This is a genomic window from Streptomyces sp., from assembly GCF_035645055.1.
Classification (GTDB): Bacteria; Actinomycetota; Actinomycetes; order Streptomycetales; family Streptomycetaceae; genus Streptomyces.
This window is the reverse complement of sequence record NZ_DASQNH010000067.1, coordinates 1-20,354: the sequence shown is the minus strand read 5'-3', so window position 1 is coordinate 20,354 and position 20,354 is coordinate 1. Positions and strand designations below refer to the sequence as shown.

Sequence of the window (20,354 nt, the reverse complement as noted above, 5' to 3'; positions counted from 1 at the left end):
CCCGGTGCACTGCCGGGGCGAGGAGGGCGGGCCATGGTGCAGAAGGCCAAGATCCTCCTGGTCGATGACCGGCCGGAGAATCTGCTGGCGCTGGAGGCGATCCTCTCGGCGCTCGATCAGACACTGGTGCGGGCATCGTCCGGGGAGGAAGCGCTCAAAGCACTGCTCACGGACGATTTCGCGGTCATTCTGCTGGACGTCCAGATGCCGGGCATGGACGGGTTCGAGACCGCCGCGCACATCAAGCGGCGTGAGCGGACCCGGGACATCCCGATCATCTTCCTCACCGCGATCAACCACGGTCCGCATCACACCTTCCGCGGCTATGCGGCGGGCGCCGTGGACTACATCTCCAAGCCGTTCGACCCCTGGGTGCTGCGCGCCAAGGTGTCGGTCTTCGTCGAGCTGTACATGAAGAACTGCCAGCTGAGGGAGCAGGCGGCTTTGCTGCGGCTCCAGTTGGAGGGCGGCGGCAAGGGGACGGTCGGCGGTGGCAAGGAGGCGGCCGGACTGCTCGCGGAGCTGTCCGCACGGCTCGCGGCGGTCGAGGAGCAGGCCGAGGCGCTGTCCAAGCAGCTGGACGACGAGTCGGCGGACGCCGCGGCGGTGGCCACGGCGGCGCACCTGGAGCGCAAGCTGACCGGGCTGCGGCGGGCGTTGGACGCGCTGGAGCCAGGAACCGGCGGGGCGTCGCCGGTGCCCTCGGAGACCTGACCGTTCGGCCGTACCCGTTGCCCTGGGCGTCGGCGCGTGAGCGCGCGTCAGTTTCCGTCCCTCGCAAGGGCGACACGAACGGGTGAAGCAGGAGGCACACGTGTCCCCTGCCGGCTCCCCCGGTAATCTCACATCCATGGCCTCACGTCCCTCCGCAGCCAAGAAGCCGCCCGCGAAGAAGACGGCTGTTCCCGCGAAGGCTCCGGCGAAGAAGGCCGTTGCGAAAAAAGCCCCCGCCAAGCGGGCACCGGCCAAGAAGGCGCCCGCCAAGAGGGCCGCCGCGAAGAGGGCCGCGCCGCCGCAGCCGGCGCCCAGCCCGACCGGGGGGCTCTACCGGCTCGTCCGCGCGCTCTGGCTCGGCCTCGCGCACGCCGTCGGTGCGGTCTTCCGGGGCATAGGGCAGGGCGCGAGGAACCTCGACCCCGCGCACCGCAAGGACGGCGTCGCGCTGCTGCTGCTCGCCCTCGCGCTGATCGTCGCCGCGGGCACCTGGTCGAATCTGCGCGGCCCCGTCGGCGACCTCGTCGAGATCATCGTGACGGGCGCCTTCGGGCGGCTGGACCTGCTGGTGCCGATCCTGCTCGCGGTGATCGCCGTACGGCTCATCCGGCATCCCGAGAAACCCGAGGCCAACGGCCGGATCGTGATCGGTCTGTCCGCGCTCGTCGTCGGCGTGCTCGGCCAGGTCCACATCGCCTGCGGCTCGCCCGCGCGCAGCGACGGCATGCAGGCCATACGGGACTCCGGCGGCCTCGTCGGCTGGGGCGCGGCGACCCCGCTGACGTACACCATGACCGACGTGCTGGCCGTACCGCTGCTGGTGCTGCTCACCGTCTTCGGGCTGCTGGTGGTCACCGCCACGCCGGTCAACGCGATCCCGCAGCGGCTGCGGCTGCTCGGTGTGCGGCTGGGCCTGGTCCGCGGCCCCGAGCCCGAGGAGTACGGCGAGGACGACGAGCGCTACGAGGAGCAGTGGCGCGAAGCGCTGCCCGCGCGTCCGCGCCGGCGCGGCGGCCCCGCCCCCGAGGCCTACGATCCGGACGGCACCGGGCAGGAGGCCCTCACCCGTCGTCGCGGCCGGTCCCCGCGTTCCGCGGTACCGCACCCCGAGGTGGACCGGCAGCCGGACGCCGTGGACGTCGCCGCGGCGGCCGCCGCCGCGCTGGACGGTGCCGTACTGCACGGCATGCCGCCGTCGCCGGTCGTCGCCGACCTCACCCAGGGGGTGAGCGTCGGGGACCGCGAGCACACGACGCCCACCCCGGCCCAGGCACCGACGCCGGCCCCGGTGCCGACCGCGCGTCCCGAGCGCGAGCAGCTCAAGCCGGAGGTCCCCGACCTCACCAAGACGCCGCCGAGCCAGCCCCGGGACCTGCCCGCGCGCGCGGAGCAGCTCCAACTGTCCGGCGACATCACCTACGCCCTGCCCTCGCTCGACCTGCTCACCCGAGGCGGTCCCGGCAAGGCGCGCAGCGCCGCCAACGACGCGATCGTCGAATCGCTGACCACCGTCTTCACCGAGTTCAAGGTCGACGCGCGGGTCACCGGCTTCACCCGCGGGCCGACGGTCACGCGCTACGAGGTCGAGCTGGGCCCGGCCGTGAAGGTCGAGCGGATCACCGCCCTGACCAAGAACATCGCGTACGCCGTCGCCAGTCCGGACGTGCGGATCATCAGCCCGATCCCCGGCAAGTCCGCGGTCGGCATCGAGATCCCGAACACCGACCGGGAGATGGTCAACCTCGGTGACGTGCTGCGGCTCGCGGAGTCGGCGGAGGACGACGACCCGATGCTGGTCGCCTTCGGCAAGGACGTCGAGGGCGGCTACGTCATGCACTCGCTGGCGAAGATGCCGCACATGCTGGTGGCCGGCGCCACCGGCTCCGGCAAGTCGTCCTGCATCAACTGCCTGATCACCTCGATCATGATGCGGGCGACGCCCGAGGACGTCCGGATGATCCTGGTCGACCCCAAGCGCGTCGAGCTGACCGCGTACGAGGGCATCCCGCACCTGATCACGCCGATCATCACCAACCCGAAGCGGGCCGCCGAGGCGCTCCAGTGGGTCGTCCGGGAGATGGACCTCCGGTACGACGACCTGGCGGCCTACGGCTACCGGCACATCGACGACTTCAACCGCGCGGTGCGCGAGGGGAAGGTCAAACCGCCGGAGGGCAGCGAGCGTGAGCTCCAGCCGTATCCGTATCTGCTGGTGATCGTGGACGAGCTGGCCGACCTGATGATGGTGGCGCCGCGGGACGTCGAGGACGCGATTGTGCGGATCACGCAGCTCGCGCGCGCGGCGGGCATCCACCTGGTGCTCGCCACCCAGCGGCCGTCGGTCGATGTCGTCACCGGCCTGATCAAGGCGAACGTGCCCTCCCGGCTCGCCTTCGCCACCTCCTCGCTGGCGGACTCGCGGGTCATCCTCGACCAGCCGGGCGCCGAGAAGCTGATCGGCAAGGGCGACGGTCTGTTCCTGCCGATGGGCGCGAACAAGCCGACGCGTATGCAGGGCGCCTTCGTCACCGAGGCCGAGGTGGCGGTCGTCGTCCAGCACTGCAAGGACCAGATGGCGCCCGTCTTCCGGGACGACGTCGTCGTGGGGACCAAGCAGAAGAAGGAGATCGACGAGGACATCGGCGACGACCTCGACCTGCTGTGCCAGGCGGCCGAGCTGGTCGTCTCCACGCAGTTCGGGTCGACCTCCATGCTCCAGCGCAAGCTGCGGGTCGGCTTCGCGAAGGCGGGGCGGCTGATGGACCTGATGGAGTCCCGGAACATCGTCGGGCCCAGCGAGGGCTCCAAGGCGCGGGACGTGCTGGTGAAGCCGGACGAGCTGGATGGCGTGCTGGCGATGATTCGTGGGGAGTCTGAAGCGTAGGGGGACGGTTGCCGAGCTGGTCCCCCGGGTGAGGACGCGATACTCCGGTTGTCCGATCGTGACTCACCCGTAAGGGGTCGGTGAGCAACCGTTTCCCTTCGGCGCACGTCAAGTTGAGGGAAGCGAGAACCGTGTACCCGACCATCGGAATGTCCGGCCATTCGGATGGCGTACAAAGTCCCACCGCCCGGTTGCCCCACCCTTTCGCACCCCCCCTAGACTGAACCTCCAGCAGGTGGCTACACGCTCGAAAGGCGCCCCCGTGTCCATCGGCAACTCCCCTGAAGACGAGCGTCCGTTCGAAGACGTATCCGACGTTTCCGACGTGCCCGAGAAGCCCCGCCCCTCCATCGGCCGTGCCCTGCGGCAAGCGCGCATCGCGGCCGGGCTGACCGTCGACGACGTCAGCAGCGCCACCCGGGTCCGGATCGCCATCGTGCACGCGATCGAGTCGGACGATTTCGCGCCCTGCGGCGGAGACGTGTACGCCCGTGGCCACATCAGGACCCTGGCCCGGGCCGTCCACCTCGATCCGGCCCCGCTGGTCGCCCAGTACGACGCCGAGCACGGCGGACGGCCGGAGCCCACCCCGGCGGCGCCGCTGTTCGAGGCGGAACGCATCCGTCCGGAGCGGCGCGGGCCGAACTGGACCGCGGCGATGGTCGCCGCCATCGTCGCCGTGGTCGGCTTCGTCGGCTTCACCGTGTTCAAGGGCGACTCCGACAGCGGCGCCGGGGCCCAGGTGGCCGAGGGCGCGGCGCCGTCGAAGAGCACGTCGTCCTCGCCGAGCGCCGGGGCGGGCAAGACCACCGACCCGAAGCCGGACCCGACCGAGAGCGCCATCGCCGCCGCGCCGCAGGACAAGGTGACGGTGCAGGTCAGCGCGGTCGACGGCCGGAGCTGGATCTCGGCCAAGGACCACAACGGCCGGCTGCTCTTCGACGGGCTGCTCAAGCAGGGCGACTCCAAGACCTTCCAGGACAGCTCCAAGATCAACCTGGTTCTCGGCGACGCCGGGGCGATCCAGCTGTATGTGAACGGCAAGAAGATCGAGGACGACTTCCAGCCGGGAGCCGTGGAACGGCTCACGTACACCAAGGGTGACCCGCAGGTCGGATAAGGGGCTTCACCAGGGGAAGGCGGTACGGGGTTGGCCAAGCTCGGTCAACCCCGTCGACGTGGGGTGTCCGTGGGACGAAGTAGTCTTGAGCCCATGCCTGAACGCCGTACCGTCGCACTGGTCACCCTTGGCTGCGCCCGTAACGAGGTGGACTCGGAGGAGCTCGCAGGCCGTTTGGAGGCGGACGGCTGGCAGCTCGTCGAGGACGCCGCGGACGCCGATGTCGCCGTCGTCAACACCTGCGGTTTCGTCGACGCCGCCAAGAAGGACTCCGTCGACGCCCTGCTGGAGGCCAACGACCTCAAGAGCCACGGCAAGACCCAGGCCGTGGTGGCGGTCGGCTGCATGGCCGAGCGGTACGGCAAGGAGCTGGCCGAGGCCCTGCCCGAGGCCGACGGCGTGCTCGGCTTCGACGACTACGCCGACATCTCCGGCCGGCTCCAGACCATCCTGAGCGGCGGCATCCACGCCGCCCACACCCCCCGCGACCGGCGCAAGCTGCTGCCGATCAGCCCCGCCGAGCGCCAGGAGTCCGCGGCGGAGGTCGCCCTTCCGGGGCACGCGCCCGCCGATCTCCCGGAGGGCCTGGCCCCCGCCTCCGGCCCCCGCGCGCCGCTGCGCCGCCGGCTCGACGGCTCCCCGGTGGCCTCGGTGAAGCTGGCCTCCGGCTGCGACCGGCGCTGCACCTTCTGCGCCATCCCGTCCTTCCGCGGCTCCTTCATCTCGCGCCGCCCCAGCGATGTGCTGAACGAGACGCGCTGGCTCGCCGAGCAGGGAGTCAAGGAGGTCATGCTGGTCTCCGAGAACAACACCTCGTACGGCAAGGACCTGGGCGACATCCGCCTGCTGGAGTCGCTGCTGCCCGAGCTGGCCGACGTGGACGGCATCGAGCGGGTGCGCGTGAGCTATCTGCAGCCCGCCGAGATGCGGCCCGGGCTCATCGACGTGCTCACCTCCACGCCCAAGGTCGCCCCCTATTTCGACCTCTCCTTCCAGCACTCCGCCCCGGACGTGCTGCGCGCGATGCGCCGCTTCGGCGACACCGACCGCTTCCTGGAGCTGCTGGACACCATCCGGAGCAAGGCCCCCGAGGCCGGTGTGCGCTCCAACTTCATCGTCGGCTTCCCCGGCGAGACCGAGGCCGACCTGGCCGAGCTGGAGCGCTTCCTGAACGGCGCGCGCCTGGACGCCATCGGCGTCTTCGGCTACTCCGACGAGGAGGGCACCGAAGCCGCGACGTACGACAACAAGCTCGACGAGGACGTGGTGGCCGAGCGGCTGGCCCACATCTCCCGGCTGGCCGAGGAACTGGTCTCGCAGCGCGCCGAGGAGCGCGTCGGCTCGACCGTGCGGGTCCTGGTGGAGTCGGTGGACGAGGTGGAGGGCACCTACGGCCGTGCGGCCCACCAGGCGCCGGAGACGGACGGGCAGGTGCTGCTCACGAGCGGCGCGGGCCTGAGCACCGGCCGTATGGTCGAGGCCAAGGTGGTCGGTACCGAGGGTGTCGACCTGGTGGCCGAGCCGATGGCGGGCCATCCCGGAGGCAGTGAGGAGGCGGGCAGATGACCGGAGTGCCGGCGGCCGCGGGCGGGCCCGCTTGGGCGAACGGCGCGGCTGCGGCTTCCGCCCAGGGCACGGGGGCGGCCGGTGCCGCCGCCCACGGCCAGAGTGCCGCCGGGCCACTGGGAGGCGGGCCTCGCGGTGCCGCCGTGGCCGCCTCGGTGCCGGACGGGTCCGGGGGCGGCTCCGGGGTGCCTGGTGCGTCCGGTGCGTCCGGGGGCGTCTCCGAGAGTGTGGCGGCCGGCGGTGCGCCGGAGGGCGCGAAGCCCGCGAGGGGCGGCAAGATCGCGGCTGCCGCGGTGAACCAGGCGAGTGTCTGGAACATCGCCAACCTGCTGACCATGCTCCGGCTGGCCCTGGTGCCCGCCTTCGTCGCCCTGATGCTGGCCGAGGGGGGGTACGACCCCGCGTGGCGTTCGCTCGCCTGGGCGGCTTTCGCCATCGCCATGATCACCGATCTCTTCGACGGCCATCTGGCGCGCGCCTACAATCTCGTCACCGACTTCGGGAAGATCGCCGACCCCATCGCCGACAAGGCGATCATGGGAGCGGCGCTGATCTGTCTCTCGGCGCTGGGCGATCTGCCGTGGTGGGTGACGGCGGTCATCCTCGGACGGGAACTCGGGGTCACGCTGCTGCGTTTCCTGGTCATTCGGTACGGGGTCATCCCGGCGAGCCGGGGCGGCAAGCTCAAGACCCTCACGCAGGGGGTGGCCGTCGGGATGTACGTGCTGGCGCTGACCGGGTGGCTGGCCACCCTGCGCTTCTGGGTGATGGCCGCGGCGGTCGTTCTGACCGTGGTGACCGGTCTTGACTATGTGAGACAGGCCATTGTGCTGCGCAGGCAGGGAATCGCCGAGCGCAAGGCCGCGTTGGAGGAGACGGAAGGGTGAGGTCCACGGCTGCCGGCATCGCCGCCGACGTGGTGCGACTACTCACGGTGAACGGTGAGACGGTCGCCGTCGCCGAGTCGCTGACCGGTGGACTGGTCGCCGCGGAGCTGACGGCGGTTCCGGGGGCGTCCAAGGCGTTCCGCGGTTCGGTGACGGCCTACGCCACCGAGCTGAAGCACCGGCTGCTGGGTGTCGACGACACCCTGCTGGCCCGGAGCGGAGCGGTGGATCCGCAGGTCGCGGCCCAGATGGCGGCCGGAGTGCGCAAGGCGCTGGGCGCCGACTGGGGCATCGCGACCACCGGTGTCGCCGGCCCCGATCCCCAGGACGGACAGCCCGTGGGGACGGTGTTCGTGGCGCTGGCGGGACCCGTCGGAACGGATTCCGGTTCTGCCGGTGGCGGAAAAGTGGAGTCGCTGCGGTTGAACGGCGACCGCGCGGAAATTCGTATGGAGAGTGTACGGAGCGTACTCGCACTCCTTCTGAAGGAACTCGCGAGCGAACAGACCGGGAATGAGCGGGCACAGGATACGGAACAGAACGGGGGGTTTTGATGTTTGCAGCCCTGAGTGAACACGACATCGCTCCCCGCACGGCCGCGGCGCGAGGCGGTACGGTGGGGCGTGAAGGATGCGGCTACGCGGTCCGAGGAGGGAGCCACCGATGATTCTGCTCCGTCGCCTGCTGGGTGACGTGCTGCGTCGGCAGCGCCAGCGCCAGGGCCGTACTCTGCGCGAAGTCTCCTCGTCCGCCCGAGTCTCACTCGGCTATCTCTCCGAGGTGGAGCGGGGGCAGAAGGAGGCTTCCTCCGAGCTGCTCGCCGCCATCTGCGACGCGCTGGACGTACGGATGTCCGAGCTGATGCGGGAAGTGAGCGACGAGCTCGCCCTCGCCGAGCTGGCCCAGTCCGCTGCGGCCACCCCCAGTGAGCCTGTGCACACGCCGGTTCGTCCGATGCTGGGCTCTGTTTCGGTGACCGGTGTGCCACCGGAACGGGTGACCATCAAGGCGCCCGCCGAAGCGGTGGACGTGGTCGCCGCGTGAGTGTCTCGCGGCGCTGAACGAGTGTGACGTGTGAGCCCCGACCGGGGCTTTTCCGGGGAGACCGGAGAAGCGGGTCGGGGTTTTCGCGTGTGCGGACTCGGTTGACTGCCGGTCTTTCCCTCCCTGCTGTCACGTTGGGTATGTGCTCCGTTTGCCGGGTATGCGGGATCCCGTCATGGTGGAGGAGCCATGACGGGGTGAGTCACCGGAGGTGCGGATGAACGTCGTGAAGAGCCCGCTGTCCGACACGGACCTGAAGACCGTCGCCGACGCGCTGCAGGGAGCGCTCGTCGATCTGGTGGACCTCGCGCTGGTGGCGAAGCAGGTGCACTGGAACGTCGTCGGTCCGCGGTTCAGGTCGGTGCACCTCCAGCTGGACGAGGTCGTGGACACCGCGCGGACGCACTCCGACACGGTCGCCGAGCGGGCCTCCGCACTCGGTGTCTCGCCCGACGGACGGGCCTCGACGGTGGCCTCCGGCAGCGGCATCCAGGAGGTGGCCGGCGGGTGGGTCAAGGACGAGGACGCGGTGCGGGTGCTCGTGGAGGCGCTGGGAGCGGTGATCATCCGCATGCGGGAGCGGGTGAGCGCGACCGAGGAACCGGATCCCGTGTCCCAGGACATCCTCATCGGAATCACGGCGGATCTGGAGAAGCATCACTGGATGTTCCAGGCCGAGAACGTATGACGCGGGGCGCCGCGAGTGGTGCGCCCCCGTGCCTGTGGTGCGCCTCACCCGCGCTGAGAGTGGCCGTCTGACGTCGGCCCGGTCGGGGTGAGACGGCGTTCCGGCGTCGGGCTGGAGGTGGCGGCCATGGCGGGGCGGATAGTGCGCTGGGGGGCGGTTCTGGGGCTCGGCGCGGTGTGGTGGTGGGCTCTGCTCCGGGTCGTGGTCGCGCCGGACACGGGGGCGCTGGAAGGGGTCGTCGTGGCCGGGGGGTGGGGGCTGAGTCTGCTCCCGGTGCACACCGTGTCCAAGGCGCGGGCCGTCGGAGCGGTCCGGACCGGGCGCTGGCGGGCCGCTTGGCGGGCGGGGGATGCGGGTGAGGGCGCGGGCGCGGGCGCGGATGCGGACGCGGAAGCGGAAGCGGATGCCGATGGGCATGTGAACGGGGGCGTGGGCGTGGGCGCGGACGCTGCCAAGGCATCGCCGCGCCGCCGTTGGGGCGCAGGATTCGACCTGTCGTGAAGGGCGAGGCGTCCGAGGCCGGATACCGGACCGCGTGAGCGATTTCCTGCGTTCCGGCGATCGCCGCCAGGACGTCCAGACGTTCGCAGGTGGCCATGGCCCGCTGGAGAGCGGCGCGGTCGGTGACGTCGAGGAGGCGCGGGTGGGTGGTGCTGCCCCGGACCTTGACCAGGGCGGCCGTCTCGTTCAGGCGAGAGCGGACCGTACGAGCGAAACTGACGGCTCGTCAGTCGGTGCGGCGCGACGCCCTGGTGGGGTGGGTGCCGGGAGAGCGTGAGCGGGAGGCGGCGGGGGCCGGGCCGGTCTGGCAGGTGGGGCACCAGTAGGTGGGGCGGTCCCGGGAGCCGTCGCCCTGGTCGGCGACCCGGACGGGGGTGCGGCAGCGCAGGCAGGGGCGGGGGGCGCGGCCGTAGACGTACAGGTCCTGGCCGCGGCGGCCCGTGGTGCTGCGGACCGGGCGCTCGCGGTTGGCTTCCAGGAGCTTCTTGGCGAGGACCGGGAGCTGGGCCGCGCGGTCGGCGGGAAGGGCGCCGACCGGCAGCCAGGGGGTGGCGCCCAGCAGGAAGCACAGCTCGCTCTTGAACACGTTGCCGATGCCGGCGAGGTTGCGCTGGTCCAAGAGGGCTTCGCCGAGGGGGCGGGCGGGGTCGGCGAGGAGGTTGGCCAGGGCGCGGTCGGCGTCCCAGTCCGGGCCCAGGAGGTCGGGGCCGAGGTGGCCCACGGCGCGGTCCTCGTCGGCCGTGCGGAGCAGTTCGAGGACGGGGAGGCGGTATCCGACGGCCGTGCGGTCGGCGGTGCCGAGGATCGCGCGGATCTGGTGCTCCGGGCCGCCGGTCCAGCGTTCACCGGCCACGTAGATCTTCCAGGAGCCGTCCATCTTCAGGTGTGAGTGCAGGGTGAGGCCGCCTTCGACGCGGGCGAGGATGTGCTTGCCGCGCGGGGTGACGTCCAGGACGGTACGGCCGGTGAGGTCGGCCGTCGCGAACCGGGGGACCCGCAGATCGGAGCGGGTCAGCACCTTGCCCGCGAGGGCGGCGTGCAACCGGCTCGCGGCCTGCCAGACCGTGTCTCCTTCGGGCATGGGTCAAGGGTGGCACGAGGGGGCGGGCAGGCGCGTTCCCGGGCGTTTCCGTTTCGGGGTTGCCGCGCGTTCCTGCTGCGCCGTTCCCGCGCGGGGCCGGTGGTCAGGCCCGCAGGCGGAGGCCTCGGGGGGTGGCGATGAAGCCCGCTCCTTCCAGGAGGGCGCCGATGGGTGAGGTCAGGGCCTGCGCGCCGTTGATCCGCTCCACGGTGACCGTGCCGAGGGAGCCCGCGCGGGCGGCCGCGGCGAGGGCGTCGGCGGCGGCGCGCAGCCGGGGGTCGTCCACGGGGTCGGTGTCCTGGTCGGTGGGCCAGGCCAGCAGGGTCTTGCCGCCGCGCTCCATGTAGAGCGCCAGGTCGCCCTCGACGAGAACGACGAGGGAGCCCGCTTTGCGGCCCGGCTTGTGTCCGGCGTCGGTGGGCGGGTCGGGCCAGGGGAGGGCCGCGCCGTAGGCGTTCGCCGGGTCGGCGGCGGCGAGGACGACGGCGCGGGTGCCGGGGGTGCCGGGGGTGCCGGGGGAGCGGCGGCCGGAGCCCCGGGCGTAGGGCGGGCGGCCGCCGTTCTGCCAGGCGGGCGAAGGGCGGGCCCGGTCGCGGGGGGAGACGTACTCGCCCGGCGCCGGGTGACCGGCCGGGGCGTCGAAGGGGTCGCCGCCGTCGTCCGTGGTGTCGTACCAGGTGGCCGCGTGGTCCTCGAACGGGCCGAGCGGGCGGGCGCCGTCGAGGAAGTCGGCGGTGGCCCTGTCCACGCCCAGGGGCGCGCCGGTGCCGTCGGGACCGGGCGTGGCGGCTCCGGTGGGCCAGGGAGTGCCGGTGCCGCCGGGTGCGCCGGTGCCGGTGAGGCCGGGTGTGCCGTGGGCGAAGTCGGCGTCGGGGCGGCCGGCGTCGCGCTCACGGGCGTTGGCCACCGCGCGGAGGCGGTCCACAGCGCCGTCCATCGCGAACTGGGCGGCGCCCAGGCCCTCCACCACATAGCCGCGCCGGGCCTGGCCGCTCTCCTCGAAGACGGACAGGACGCGGTACGTCGCCGAGAAGCCGCCCTCGACGCCCTCGGCGGCCACCGCGCCCCGGGTCACCACGCCATGCCGGTCGAGCAGGACGCGGGCCAGGGCGTGGGCGCGCACGGTGGTGTCGGCCTCCCGTGAGGGGAGCAGGGACCAGCGGCCGGCGACGGTCGGCGGGCCGCCGCGGGACGCGTGGCGGGCGGCGGCCGTCAGGGAGCCGTAGCGCCCGCGCGGGACGGCGCGCTTGGCCCGGTGGGCCGTGGAACCCGCGGTGCGGCCGGAGCCGAGCAGGGCGCGCATCGGGGCGAGCGTGTCGTTGGTCAGCCGTCCGGACCAGGCCAGGTCCCACAGGGCGTCGGCCAGTTGGGGGTCCGTGGCGTCCGGGTGGGTGGTGGCGCGGACCTGGTCGGCGATCTGGCGGAAGAACAGGCCGTAACCCCCGGAGAGGGTGTCCAGGACGGACTGGTGAAGGGCCGTCAGTTCGAGTGGGTGCGGGGGTGGCAGCAGCAGGGGAGCCGCGTCGGCCAGGTACAGGGAGACCCAGCCGTCCTTGCCGGGCAGGGCCCCGGCGCCGGCCCACACCACTTCTCCGGCGGCGGTGAGCTCGTCGAGCATCGCCGGGGCGTAACCGGTCACCCGGGACGGCAGGACCAGCTTCTCCAGGGCGGAAGCCGGGACGGAGGCGCCCTGGAGCTGTTCGATGGCGCGCACCAGGCCGTCGACGCCGCGCAGGGCGTGGCCCTGGCCGATGTGCTGCCACTGGGGCAGGAACTGGGCGAGCGCGGCCGGGGGCACCGGCTCCAGTTCGTGCCGCAGGGCGGCGAGGGAGCGGCGGCGCAGGCGGCGCAGGACGGCCGCGTCGCACCACTCCTGGCCGATGCCCGCCGGATGGAACTCACCCTGGACGACCCGGCCGGACGCCGCCAGGCGTTGCAGGGCGCCCTCGGTGACTGCCACACCGAGGCCGAAGCGGGCCGCAGCGGTGGTGGAGGTGAAGGGACCGTGGGTGCGGGCATAGCGCGCGAGCAGGTCTCCCAAGGGGTCCTTCACCGGTTCGGTGAAGGCCTCCGGGACACCGACCGGCAGGGCCGTGCCGAGGGCGTCGCGCAGGCGGCCCGCGTCCTCGATCGCCGCCCAGTGGCCGGTGCCGGCGATGCGCACCCGGATCGCGCGGCGGGCGCCGGCCAGCTCCTGGGCCCACTGGGGCTCGGCGCCCCGCTCGGCCAGTTCGGCGTCCGTGAGCGGGCCGAGCAGCCGCAGCAGGTCGGCGACGCCCTCGACGTCCTTGATCCGGCGGTCCTCGGTGAGCCACTGCAGCTCCCGCTCCAGCTCGGTCAGCACCTCCGCGTCGAGCAGTTCGCGCAGCTCCGCCTGGCCGAGCAGTTCGGCCAGCAGACGTGAGTCCAGCGAGAGGGCCGCCGCGCGGCGCTCGGCGAGCGGTGAGTCCCCCTCGTACAGGAACTGGGCGACGTACCCGAAGAGGAGGGAGCGGGCGAAGGGGGACGGCTCGGGGGTGGTGACCTCCACCAGGCGGACCTTGCGGGACTCCAGGTCGCCCATCAGCTCGACGAGACCGGGGACGTCGAAGACGTCCTGGAGGCACTCGCGGACGGCCTCCAGGACGATCGGGAACGAGCCGAACTCGCTCGCCACCTGGAGCAGCTGCGAGGCGCGCTGACGTTGCTGCCACAGCGGGGTGCGCTTGCCCGGGTTGCGGCGCGGCAGCAGCAGCGCGCGGGCGGCGCACTCGCGGAAGCGGGCCGCGAACAGGGCAGAGCCGCCGACCTGGTCGGTGACGATCTGGTCGACCTCGCCCTGATCGAACACGACGTCGGCCGCACCGACCGGCGCCTGCTCGGCGTCGTACTCCGCCCCCGCCTTCAGGGGTTCCTGGTCGAGCAGATCCATGCCCAGCAGGTCGGCGTCGGGCAGGCGCAGCACGATGCCGTCGTCGGCGTGCATCACCTGGGCGTCCATGCCGTACCGCTCGGAGAGTCTGGCGCCGAGCGCGAGGGCCCAGGGGGCGTGGACCTGGGCGCCGAAGGGGGAGTGGACGACGACCCGCCAGTCGCCGAGCTCGTCGCGGAAGCGCTCCACGACGATCGTGCGGTCGTCCGGGATGTGGCCGCAGGCCTCGCGCTGCTCGTCCAGATAGGAGAGCACGTTGTCGGCCGCCCAGGCGTCGAGGCCCGCGGCGAGCAGGCGCGGGCGGGCGTCGTCCTTGGGCAGCGAGCCGACCTCGCGCAGGAACGCGCCCACCGCGCGGCCCAGCTCCAGCGGACGGCCCAGCTGGTCGCCCTTCCAGAAGGGCAGCCGGCCCGGGACACCGGGCGCCGGGGAGACCAGGACGCGGTCGCGGGTGATGTCCTCGATGCGCCAGGAACTCGTGCCGAGCGTGAAGACGTCGCCCACGCGGGACTCGTAGACCATCTCCTCGTCCAGCTCGCCGACCCGGCCGCCGCCCTTCTTGGGGTCGGCACCGGCCAGGAAGACGCCGAAGAGGCCCCGGTCGGGGATCGTGCCGCCGGAGGTGACGGCGAGGCGCTGGGCCCCGGGGCGGCCCGTGACCGTACCCGCCACGCGGTCCCACACCACGCGCGGGCGCAGCTCGGCGAAGGCGTCGGACGGATACCGCCCGGCGAGCATGTCGAGGACCGCGGTGAACGCCGACTCGGGGAGCGAGGCGAAGGGGGCGGCGCGCCGGACGGTGGCGAGCAGGTCGTCGACCTGCCAGGTGTCCAGCGCCGTCATGGCGACCAGCTGCTGGGCCAGCACGTCCAGCGGGTTGGCGGGGACCTTCAGGGACTCGATCGCGCCGGTGCGCATGCGCTCGGTGACGACGGCCGCCTGGACCAGGTCGCCGCGGTACTTCGGGAAGACCACACCGGTGGAGACCGCGCCGACCTGGTGGCCCGCGCGGCCGACACGTTGCAGGCCGGAGGCCACCGAGGGCGGGGACTCGACCTGGACGACCAGGTCGACCGCGCCCATGTCGATGCCCAGTTCGAGGCTGGAGGTGGCGACGACGGCGGGGAGGCGGCCCGCCTTCAGGTCCTCCTCGACCAGGGCGCGCTGCTCCTTGGAGACCGAACCGTGGTGGGCGCGCGCGATGACCGGCGGGGCACCCTGGGCGGCGCCCGAACCGCCCATCAGCTCGGCCGGAGAGTGATGTTCGTCGAGGCTTTCGCCGGTGGCCCGCTCGTACGCGATCTCGTTCAGGCGGTTGCACAGGCGTTCGGCGAGGCGGCGCGAGTTGGCGAAGACGATCGTGGAGCGGTGGGACTGGACGAGGTCGGTGATCCGCTCCTCGACATGCGGCCAGATCGACGGGCGCTCGCCGCCCTCGCCGCCCTCGGCGGCAGGGGAGCCGCCCAGCTCGCCCAAGTCCTCGACCGGGACGACCACGGAGAGGTCGAACTCCTTGCCCGACTTCGGCTGGACGATCTCCACCTTGCCCCGTGGGGAGAGGAAGCGGGCGACCTCGTCGACCGGGCGGACGGTCGCCGACAGGCCGATGCGGCGGGCCGGCCTCGGCAGCAGCTCGTCCAGGCGCTCCAGGGAGAGGGCGAGGTGGGCGCCGCGCTTGGTGCCGGCGACCGCGTGGACCTCGTCCAGGATCACCGTCTCGACGCCGGCCAGCGCGTCCCGCGTGGCCGACGTCAGCATCAGGAACAGGGACTCGGGGGTGGTGATCAAGATGTCCGGCGGGCGGGTGGACAGGGCACGGCGCTCGGCGGCGGGGGTGTCACCGGAGCGGATGCCGACCTTCACCTCCGGCTCGGGCAGGCCGAGGCGGACGGCTTCCTGGCGGATGCCGGTGAGCGGGCTGCGGAGATTGCGCTCGACGTCGACGGCCAGCGCCTTGAGCGGCGAGACGTACAGGACGCGGCAGCGCTTCTTGGGGTCGGCCGGCGGGGGAGTGGAGGCCAGCTGGTCCAGGGCGGCGAGGAAGGCGGCCAGGGTTTTGCCGGAGCCGGTGGGGGCGACCACCAGGACGTCCGAACCCTCGCGGATCGCCTTCCAGGCGCCCGCCTGGGCGGCGGTGGGCGCGGAGAAGGCACCCGTGAACCAACCGCGGGTCGCGGGGGAGAAGCCGTCCAGGGCTTGGTGTCGGGAGCTGGCCATGCGTCCATCCTGCACCTCGCCACTGACAACGGGCCTGAGCCGGAGGTTCGTGGGTGCACCCCGGGGCGCGCCGGGCGCAGCGGGCAGCCGGGTGCCGCCCTCGCCGACAATGGGGTGCATGGGTTCGAGTGAGCGGGCGCGGCACTGGCGGTACGCCGAGCTGCCCGGGGTCGATCTGCTGCGGGCCCGGTACGTCCGCAAGACGTTCGTGCGGCACACCCACGAGCACTTCGTGATCGCCGCCATCGCGGACGGGGTCGAGGTCTTCCATCACCGCGGGGCCGATCAGTACGCCGGGGCGGGGGCGCTGGCGCTGGTGAACCCGGACACGCCGTGGACCGGTGAACACCTGGATCGCCATCGCAGCGACGGTCGTGGGCTGCTACGCCGTCAAGCTGGCCGGGCTGCTGGTCCCCGCCGGGGTGCTGGAGCGGCCGCTCGTCAGACGGCTCGCCGCGCTGCTGCCCGTGGCGCTCCTCGCCGCCCTCACGGCCCAGCAGACCTTCGCCGACGGGCGGACGCCGGTGCTGGACGCGAGGGCGGCCGGGGTCGCCGCGGCCGGTGTGGCACTCGCGCTGCGCGCGCCCTTCCTGCTCGTCGTCGCGGCGGCCGTGGTGGTGACGGCGGGGGTGCGGGCGCTGGGCGGGTGAGTCAGCGAAGGGGCCGGCCGTATGCCCTGAGGGGGCGCGGGGGCTCGACCGGTCCGTGGGGGCTCGACCGGTCCGCAGAGCCTCGGCCGGTCTCCGCGCGGGGGTGAGTCAGCCGATGGGGCGGCCGTGCGCTCTGAGCGTGCGCAGGGCCTCGATCGTCACCATGGGGCGCGCCTCCAGGGCCGCCGCGGGGGCCCACTGGCGCCAGCGGATGGGCCAGCCGCCGTCCTCCTGCTGCTCGGCCGCCAGGTGGTCGAGGGAGCGCGCCATCTCGTCGTCGGTGAACCACGCGCGCGCGAGGGAGCGCGGTGTCGGCGCGTAGTCGTGCGGGAAGTGGTGCTCGCCCGGGGCGTAACCCGCGGCGACGGGAAAGGCGTCGAGGCGGTCCGGGTCGAGGGCCGCGAGCCGTTGCTCACGCACCAGGCGGCCCAGGCGGTCGGCGGCCGACTCCGCGCGGGCCCGGTCGGGGACGGTGTCCAGGAAGGCGACGGCGGACTGGATCTCGTACGGGTGGGACCGCTCCAGCGACTCCACCGCCTGCCAGCAGAAGTCCGTGGCGCGGAACAGCCACGCGTGCCACACCTCGTTGCCGTGCAGCAGACCGACGACGGGGCCGGTGGCGAGAAGCTCGCTGGGCGGATCGTCCACGATCGGCAGGAACGGGGCCGCCGGGTAGCCGCGCTGGGTGGGGTGGACGGCCGGCAGCGCTCCGTCGGCCGAAGACACCGAGGTCAGGTAGCGGCAGACCCGCTCCACGCGCTGTCCGCCGCAGCGCCCGATCGAGTCCAGTACGCGCAGCGCCCGCGCGGTGTGCAGTGGCTGGCTGAGCGGGCCGCGCAGATCGGGTTCGAGGGCGTGGCCGTAACCGCCGTCCTGATTGCGGTAGGCGTCCAGTGCGGTCTCCACGGGGTCGGCGCCACCGTTGAGGAAGTGATGCGCGAAGAGGCGTTGTTCCAGCACCCGCGCGGTGAGCCAGACGAAGTGTTCGGCGCGGAAGAGCGGGGACCGCGCGGGGCGCGTCGAGAGGGGTGGGGATGCTCCTGTTTCGGCCATGGCCCCGACCGTAGGGCGAAAAGCGGGCTCGGCAAGCGGTCCCGGCCAGGGCCCACTCTCAGGGGCGGGATACTGGTGTCATGCGGTTGACGGTCTTCTGGGAGCGGATGGCGGAGCACTTCGGGACGGGATACGCCGAAACCTTCGCGCGCGATCACGTGATGTCGGAGCTGGGCGGGCGCACCGTCGACGAGGCGCTGGCCTCGGGCTGGGAGGCCAAGGACGTGTGGCGTGTGGTCTGCGACGTCATGAACGTGCCACAGGAGAGGCGCTGACAGGTCACGAAGATCGCGGGACGGCGACCGGTTGTCGGTGGCGTGGGCGAGACTTGCACCGTGGCATCCACAGATGAGACCGGGCCGGCCGCCCCGCACGCATCCTCGAACGGTACGACGCCGCCCGCCCGGCCCCCGGCCGACGACGCCGTCGCCCCGGGTGCGCGCATGCCCCGGTGGCTGCCGCGCGCCATGGTGCTGGCGCTCGCGCTCATCGCCGTGTTCCAGCTCGGCAGTTGGGCCTTCCACCAGCTCACCGGTCTGCTGATCAACATCCTGATCGCTTTCTTCCTGGCGCTCGCCGTCGAACCGGCGGTGAGCTGGATGGCCTCGCGCGGGGTGCGCCGGGGGCTCGGCACCTTCCTGGTCTTCCTCGCCGTGACGGTGGTGGCCGCCGGTTTCGTCACCCTGCTCGGCTCCATGCTGGCGGGCCAGATCATCACCATGGTCGAGAACTTCCCGAACTATCTCGACTCCGTGATCAACTGGATCAACACCCACTTCAACACCGACCTGAGGCGGGTGGACATCCAGGAGGGCCTGCTCCGCTCCGACTGGCTGCGCAACTATGTGCAGAACAGCGCCACCGGTGTGCTCGATGTGTCGGCGCAGGTCCTCGGGGGCCTGTTCCAGCTGCTGACGATCGGCCTGTTCTCCTTCTACTTCGCCGCCGACGGGCCGAGGCTGCGCCGGGCTCTCTGCTCCGTGCTTCCGCCGGCCCGGCAGGCCGAGGTGCTGCGGGCCTGGGAGATCGCCGTGAACAAGACCGGCGGCTATCTGTACTCGCGCGGCCTCATGGCGCTCATCTCGGGAGTGGCGCACTACGTACTGCTGGAGATTCTGGGCGTGCCCTACGCGCCCGTGCTGGCCGTCTGGGTGGGCCTGGTGTCCCAGTTCATCCCCACCATCGGCACTTATCTCGCGGGCGCCCTGCCCATGCTGATCGCCTTCACGGTGGATCCCTGGTACGCGCTATGGGTGCTGATCTTCGTCGTGATCTACCAGCAGTTCGAGAACTACGTGCTGCAGCCCATGCTCACCTCGAAGACCGTCGACATCCATCCGGCGGTCGCCTTCGGCTCGGTCGTCGCCGGCACCGCGCTGCTCGGCGCCGTCGGCGCGCTGATCGCCATCCCGGCGGTCGCCACCCTCCAGGCGTTCCTCGGGGCATATGTGAAGCGGTACGCGGTGACGGACGACCCGCGGGTCCACGGCCACCGCGGGCGGGGCGCCGGGCCCGGCCCGGTCGTGCGGCTGCGGGGGCTGTGGCGGAGGCTGCGGTCGGCCGAGCGACCGCGCCCCTAGGGCCGAGCGGCCCTCTCCGGAGCGGCGGCGGGGTGCGCGTCCGCAACGCCCCACGTGCCGCGTGCCTCGCTTGACACAAAAATCGAACATCCATTCATATAGAGGCTCCGGCGAGGCTCTGGATGGGCGTTTCGACCTACTTTGGATAGAGAAGTGCCTGAGTTATCCACAGGCCGAACCCGCGTCAGGACGCATTGTCAGTGGCAGGCGTTAGCGTCATTGACGTGAAGCGATCGACTCAAGCAAACCGGGTGGAACCCATGGCAGGAACCGACCGCGAGAAGGCCCTCGACGCCGCCCTCGCGCAGATTGAACGACAATTCGGCAAGGGCGCGGTCATGCGCATGGGCGAGCGGTCGAGGGAGCCCATCGAGGTCATCCCGACCGGGTCGACAGCGCTCGACGTGGCCCTCGGCGTGGGCGGTCTGCCCCGCGGCCGTGTGGTGGAGATCTACGGGCCGGAGTCCTCCGGTAAGACCACGCTGACCCTGCACGCCGTGGCCAACGCCCAGAAGGCCGGCGGCCAGGTCGCCTTCGTGGACGCGGAGCACGCCCTCGACCCCGAGTACGCGCGCAAGCTCGGCGTCGACATCGACAACCTGATCCTCTCCCAGCCCGACAACGGCGAGCAGGCCCTGGAGATCGTGGACATGCTGGTCCGCTCCGGTGCCCTCGACCTGATCGTCATCGACTCCGTCGCCGCACTCGTCCCGCGCGCGGAGATCGAGGGCGAGATGGGCGACAGTCACGTGGGTCTCCAGGCCCGTCTGATGAGCCAGGCCCTGCGGAAGATCACCAGCGCGCTCAACCAGTCCAAGACCACCGCGATCTTCATCAACCAGCTCCGCGAGAAGGTCGGCGTGATGTTCGGCTCGCCGGAGACCACCACCGGCGGCCGGGCGCTGAAGTTCTACGCCTCGGTGCGGCTGGACATCCGCCGGATCGAGACCCTCAAGGACGGCACCGAGGCGGTCGGCAACCGCACCCGGGTGAAGGTGGTCAAGAACAAGGTCGCGCCGCCGTTCAAGCAGGCCGAGTTCGACATCCTCTACGGGGTGGGCATCAGCCGGGAGGGCGGGCTGATCGACATGGGGGTCGAGCACGGCTTCATCCGCAAGTCCGGCGCCTGGTACACCTATGAGGGCGACCAGTTGGGGCAGGGCAAGGAGAACGCCCGCACCTTCCTGCGGGACAACCCCGACCTGGCCAACGAGATCGAGAAGAAGATCAAGGAGAAGCTGGGCATCGGCGTCAAGCTCGATGCGCCGGCGGCCGAGCCGGCGGACTTCTGATCCTCCGGTGACCGACTCCCGCATCGACGCCGACGCGGAGCCGGCGGGCGGCAACGCCCGCCGGCCCGCCCGGGGCCGTTCCGGTGCCGGGGCCCGGAAGGGCGGGCGGGCCGCGTTCGGGGACGGCGGCCGCGGTCGCGGCTCGCGCACGCGGGACACCCCAGCG

At 72.3% G+C, this 20,354-nt stretch carries 14 protein-coding genes and 2 pseudogenes; 13 read left to right on the top strand and 3 right to left on the bottom strand.

Annotated features, from left to right (window positions below; all coding sequences use genetic code 11):
* Nucleotides 1-33 precede the first annotated feature (33 nt).
* The 8 genes from VE614_RS22600 (at nt 34) to VE614_RS22565 (ending at nt 8,903) form a co-directional block, all read left to right on the top strand.
* A complete protein-coding gene (locus tag VE614_RS22600) occupies nt 34-714 on the top strand; it encodes a response regulator (protein WP_324940115.1) in 681 nt (226 codons plus the stop codon).
* 136 nt (nt 715-850) lie between these two features.
* Nucleotides 851-3,598: a DNA translocase FtsK gene (locus tag VE614_RS22595; protein WP_324940112.1), complete on the top strand. Its 2,748-nt coding sequence runs from the start codon at nt 851-853 to the stop codon at nt 3,596-3,598.
* 262 nt (nt 3,599-3,860) lie between these two features.
* On the top strand, nt 3,861-4,718 hold the full coding sequence (locus VE614_RS22590) for a helix-turn-helix domain-containing protein (RefSeq protein WP_324940110.1): 858 nt from the start codon (nt 3,861-3,863) through the stop codon (nt 4,716-4,718).
* Between the two features lie 93 nt (nt 4,719-4,811).
* Complete coding sequence (gene rimO, locus VE614_RS22585; protein ID WP_324940107.1) at nt 4,812-6,284, top strand: 30S ribosomal protein S12 methylthiotransferase RimO; 1,473 nt, start codon at nt 4,812-4,814, stop codon at nt 6,282-6,284.
* Nucleotides 6,281-7,171, top strand: coding sequence for a CDP-diacylglycerol--glycerol-3-phosphate 3-phosphatidyltransferase (gene pgsA / locus VE614_RS22580; protein ID WP_324940104.1), 891 nt, complete (start codon nt 6,281-6,283; stop codon nt 7,169-7,171). Before rimO ends, pgsA begins: the two co-directional genes overlap by 4 nt.
* Nucleotides 7,168-7,725 carry a CinA family protein gene (locus tag VE614_RS22575; protein ID WP_324940101.1) on the top strand — a complete coding sequence of 186 codons (558 nt, stop codon included), beginning with the start codon at nt 7,168-7,170 and terminating at the stop codon, nt 7,723-7,725. Before pgsA ends, VE614_RS22575 begins: the two co-directional genes overlap by 4 nt.
* Before the next feature lie 109 nt (nt 7,726-7,834).
* Nucleotides 7,835-8,215: a helix-turn-helix domain-containing protein gene (locus VE614_RS22570; RefSeq protein WP_043504588.1), complete on the top strand. Its 381-nt coding sequence runs from the start codon at nt 7,835-7,837 to the stop codon at nt 8,213-8,215.
* Between the two features lie 217 nt (nt 8,216-8,432).
* Nucleotides 8,433-8,903, top strand: a complete 471-nt coding sequence (locus VE614_RS22565; protein ID WP_324940096.1) for a DNA starvation/stationary phase protection protein — start codon at nt 8,433-8,435, stop codon at nt 8,901-8,903.
* A 727-nt stretch (nt 8,904-9,630) separates the two neighbouring features.
* On the opposite strand, the gene VE614_RS22560 is transcribed toward VE614_RS22565, so the two are convergent.
* Nucleotides 9,631-10,485 (bottom strand): Fpg/Nei family DNA glycosylase, encoded by an 855-nt coding sequence (locus VE614_RS22560; RefSeq protein WP_324940093.1) that lies wholly within the window; start codon nt 10,483-10,485, stop codon nt 9,631-9,633.
* A gap of 103 nt (nt 10,486-10,588) precedes the next feature.
* Nucleotides 10,589-15,613 carry an ATP-dependent helicase gene (locus VE614_RS22555; RefSeq protein ID WP_324940090.1) on the bottom strand — a complete coding sequence of 1,675 codons (5,025 nt, stop codon included), beginning with the start codon at nt 15,611-15,613 and terminating at the stop codon, nt 10,589-10,591.
* Between the two features lie 109 nt (nt 15,614-15,722).
* Between VE614_RS22555 and VE614_RS22550 the strand changes: the two are divergent.
* Together VE614_RS22550 and VE614_RS22545 are read left to right on the top strand one after the other, a co-directional pair.
* Nucleotides 15,723-15,956, top strand: a pseudogene (locus tag VE614_RS22550) (AraC family ligand binding domain-containing protein); the annotation flags it as partial.
* A complete protein-coding gene (locus VE614_RS22545; protein WP_324940087.1) occupies nt 15,955-16,263 on the top strand; it encodes an AzlD domain-containing protein in 309 nt (102 codons plus the stop codon). The pseudogene VE614_RS22550 and the gene VE614_RS22545, both read left to right, overlap by 2 nt.
* Before the next feature lie 108 nt (nt 16,264-16,371).
* Here VE614_RS22545 and VE614_RS22540 read toward each other — a convergent pair whose 3' ends face one another.
* Nucleotides 16,372-17,316 carry a hypothetical protein gene (locus VE614_RS22540; protein ID WP_324940084.1) on the bottom strand — a complete coding sequence of 315 codons (945 nt, stop codon included), beginning with the start codon at nt 17,314-17,316 and terminating at the stop codon, nt 16,372-16,374.
* 80 nt (nt 17,317-17,396) lie between these two features.
* Between VE614_RS22540 and VE614_RS22535 the strand changes: the two genes are divergently transcribed.
* The 3 genes and pseudogenes from VE614_RS22535 to recA all read left to right on the top strand — a co-directional run.
* A complete protein-coding gene (locus VE614_RS22535; RefSeq protein ID WP_324940081.1) occupies nt 17,397-17,591 on the top strand; it encodes a DUF3046 domain-containing protein in 195 nt (64 codons plus the stop codon).
* A 60-nt stretch (nt 17,592-17,651) separates the two neighbouring features.
* Complete coding sequence (locus tag VE614_RS22530) at nt 17,652-18,896, top strand: AI-2E family transporter (protein WP_324940078.1); 1,245 nt, start codon at nt 17,652-17,654, stop codon at nt 18,894-18,896.
* 260 nt (nt 18,897-19,156) lie between these two features.
* Nucleotides 19,157-20,176 (top strand): annotated as a pseudogene (gene recA, locus VE614_RS22525) (recombinase RecA); the annotation flags it as partial.
* Nucleotides 20,177-20,354: the final 178 nt, after the last annotated feature.

Excerpts from the sequence above, each read along its gene's own strand:
- VE614_RS22560 (WP_324940093.1), bottom strand. The coding sequence starts at position 10,485 with ATGCCCGAAGGAGACACGGTCTGGCAGGCCGCGAGCCGGTTGCACGCC.
- pgsA (WP_324940104.1), top strand. The coding sequence starts at position 6,281 with ATGACCGGAGTGCCGGCGGCCGCGGGCGGGCCCGCTTGGGCGAACGGC.
- VE614_RS22535 (WP_324940081.1), top strand. The coding sequence starts at position 17,397 with ATGCGGTTGACGGTCTTCTGGGAGCGGATGGCGGAGCACTTCGGGACG.
- VE614_RS22570 (WP_043504588.1), top strand. The coding sequence starts at position 7,835 with ATGATTCTGCTCCGTCGCCTGCTGGGTGACGTGCTGCGTCGGCAGCGC.
- VE614_RS22595 (WP_324940112.1), top strand. The coding sequence starts at position 851 with ATGGCCTCACGTCCCTCCGCAGCCAAGAAGCCGCCCGCGAAGAAGACG.
- VE614_RS22565 (WP_324940096.1), top strand. The coding sequence starts at position 8,433 with ATGAACGTCGTGAAGAGCCCGCTGTCCGACACGGACCTGAAGACCGTC.
- VE614_RS22600 (WP_324940115.1), top strand. The coding sequence starts at position 34 with ATGGTGCAGAAGGCCAAGATCCTCCTGGTCGATGACCGGCCGGAGAAT.
- rimO (WP_324940107.1), top strand. The coding sequence starts at position 4,812 with ATGCCTGAACGCCGTACCGTCGCACTGGTCACCCTTGGCTGCGCCCGT.
- VE614_RS22540 (WP_324940084.1), bottom strand. The coding sequence starts at position 17,316 with ATGGCCGAAACAGGAGCATCCCCACCCCTCTCGACGCGCCCCGCGCGG.
- VE614_RS22555 (WP_324940090.1), bottom strand. The coding sequence starts at position 15,613 with ATGGCCAGCTCCCGACACCAAGCCCTGGACGGCTTCTCCCCCGCGACC.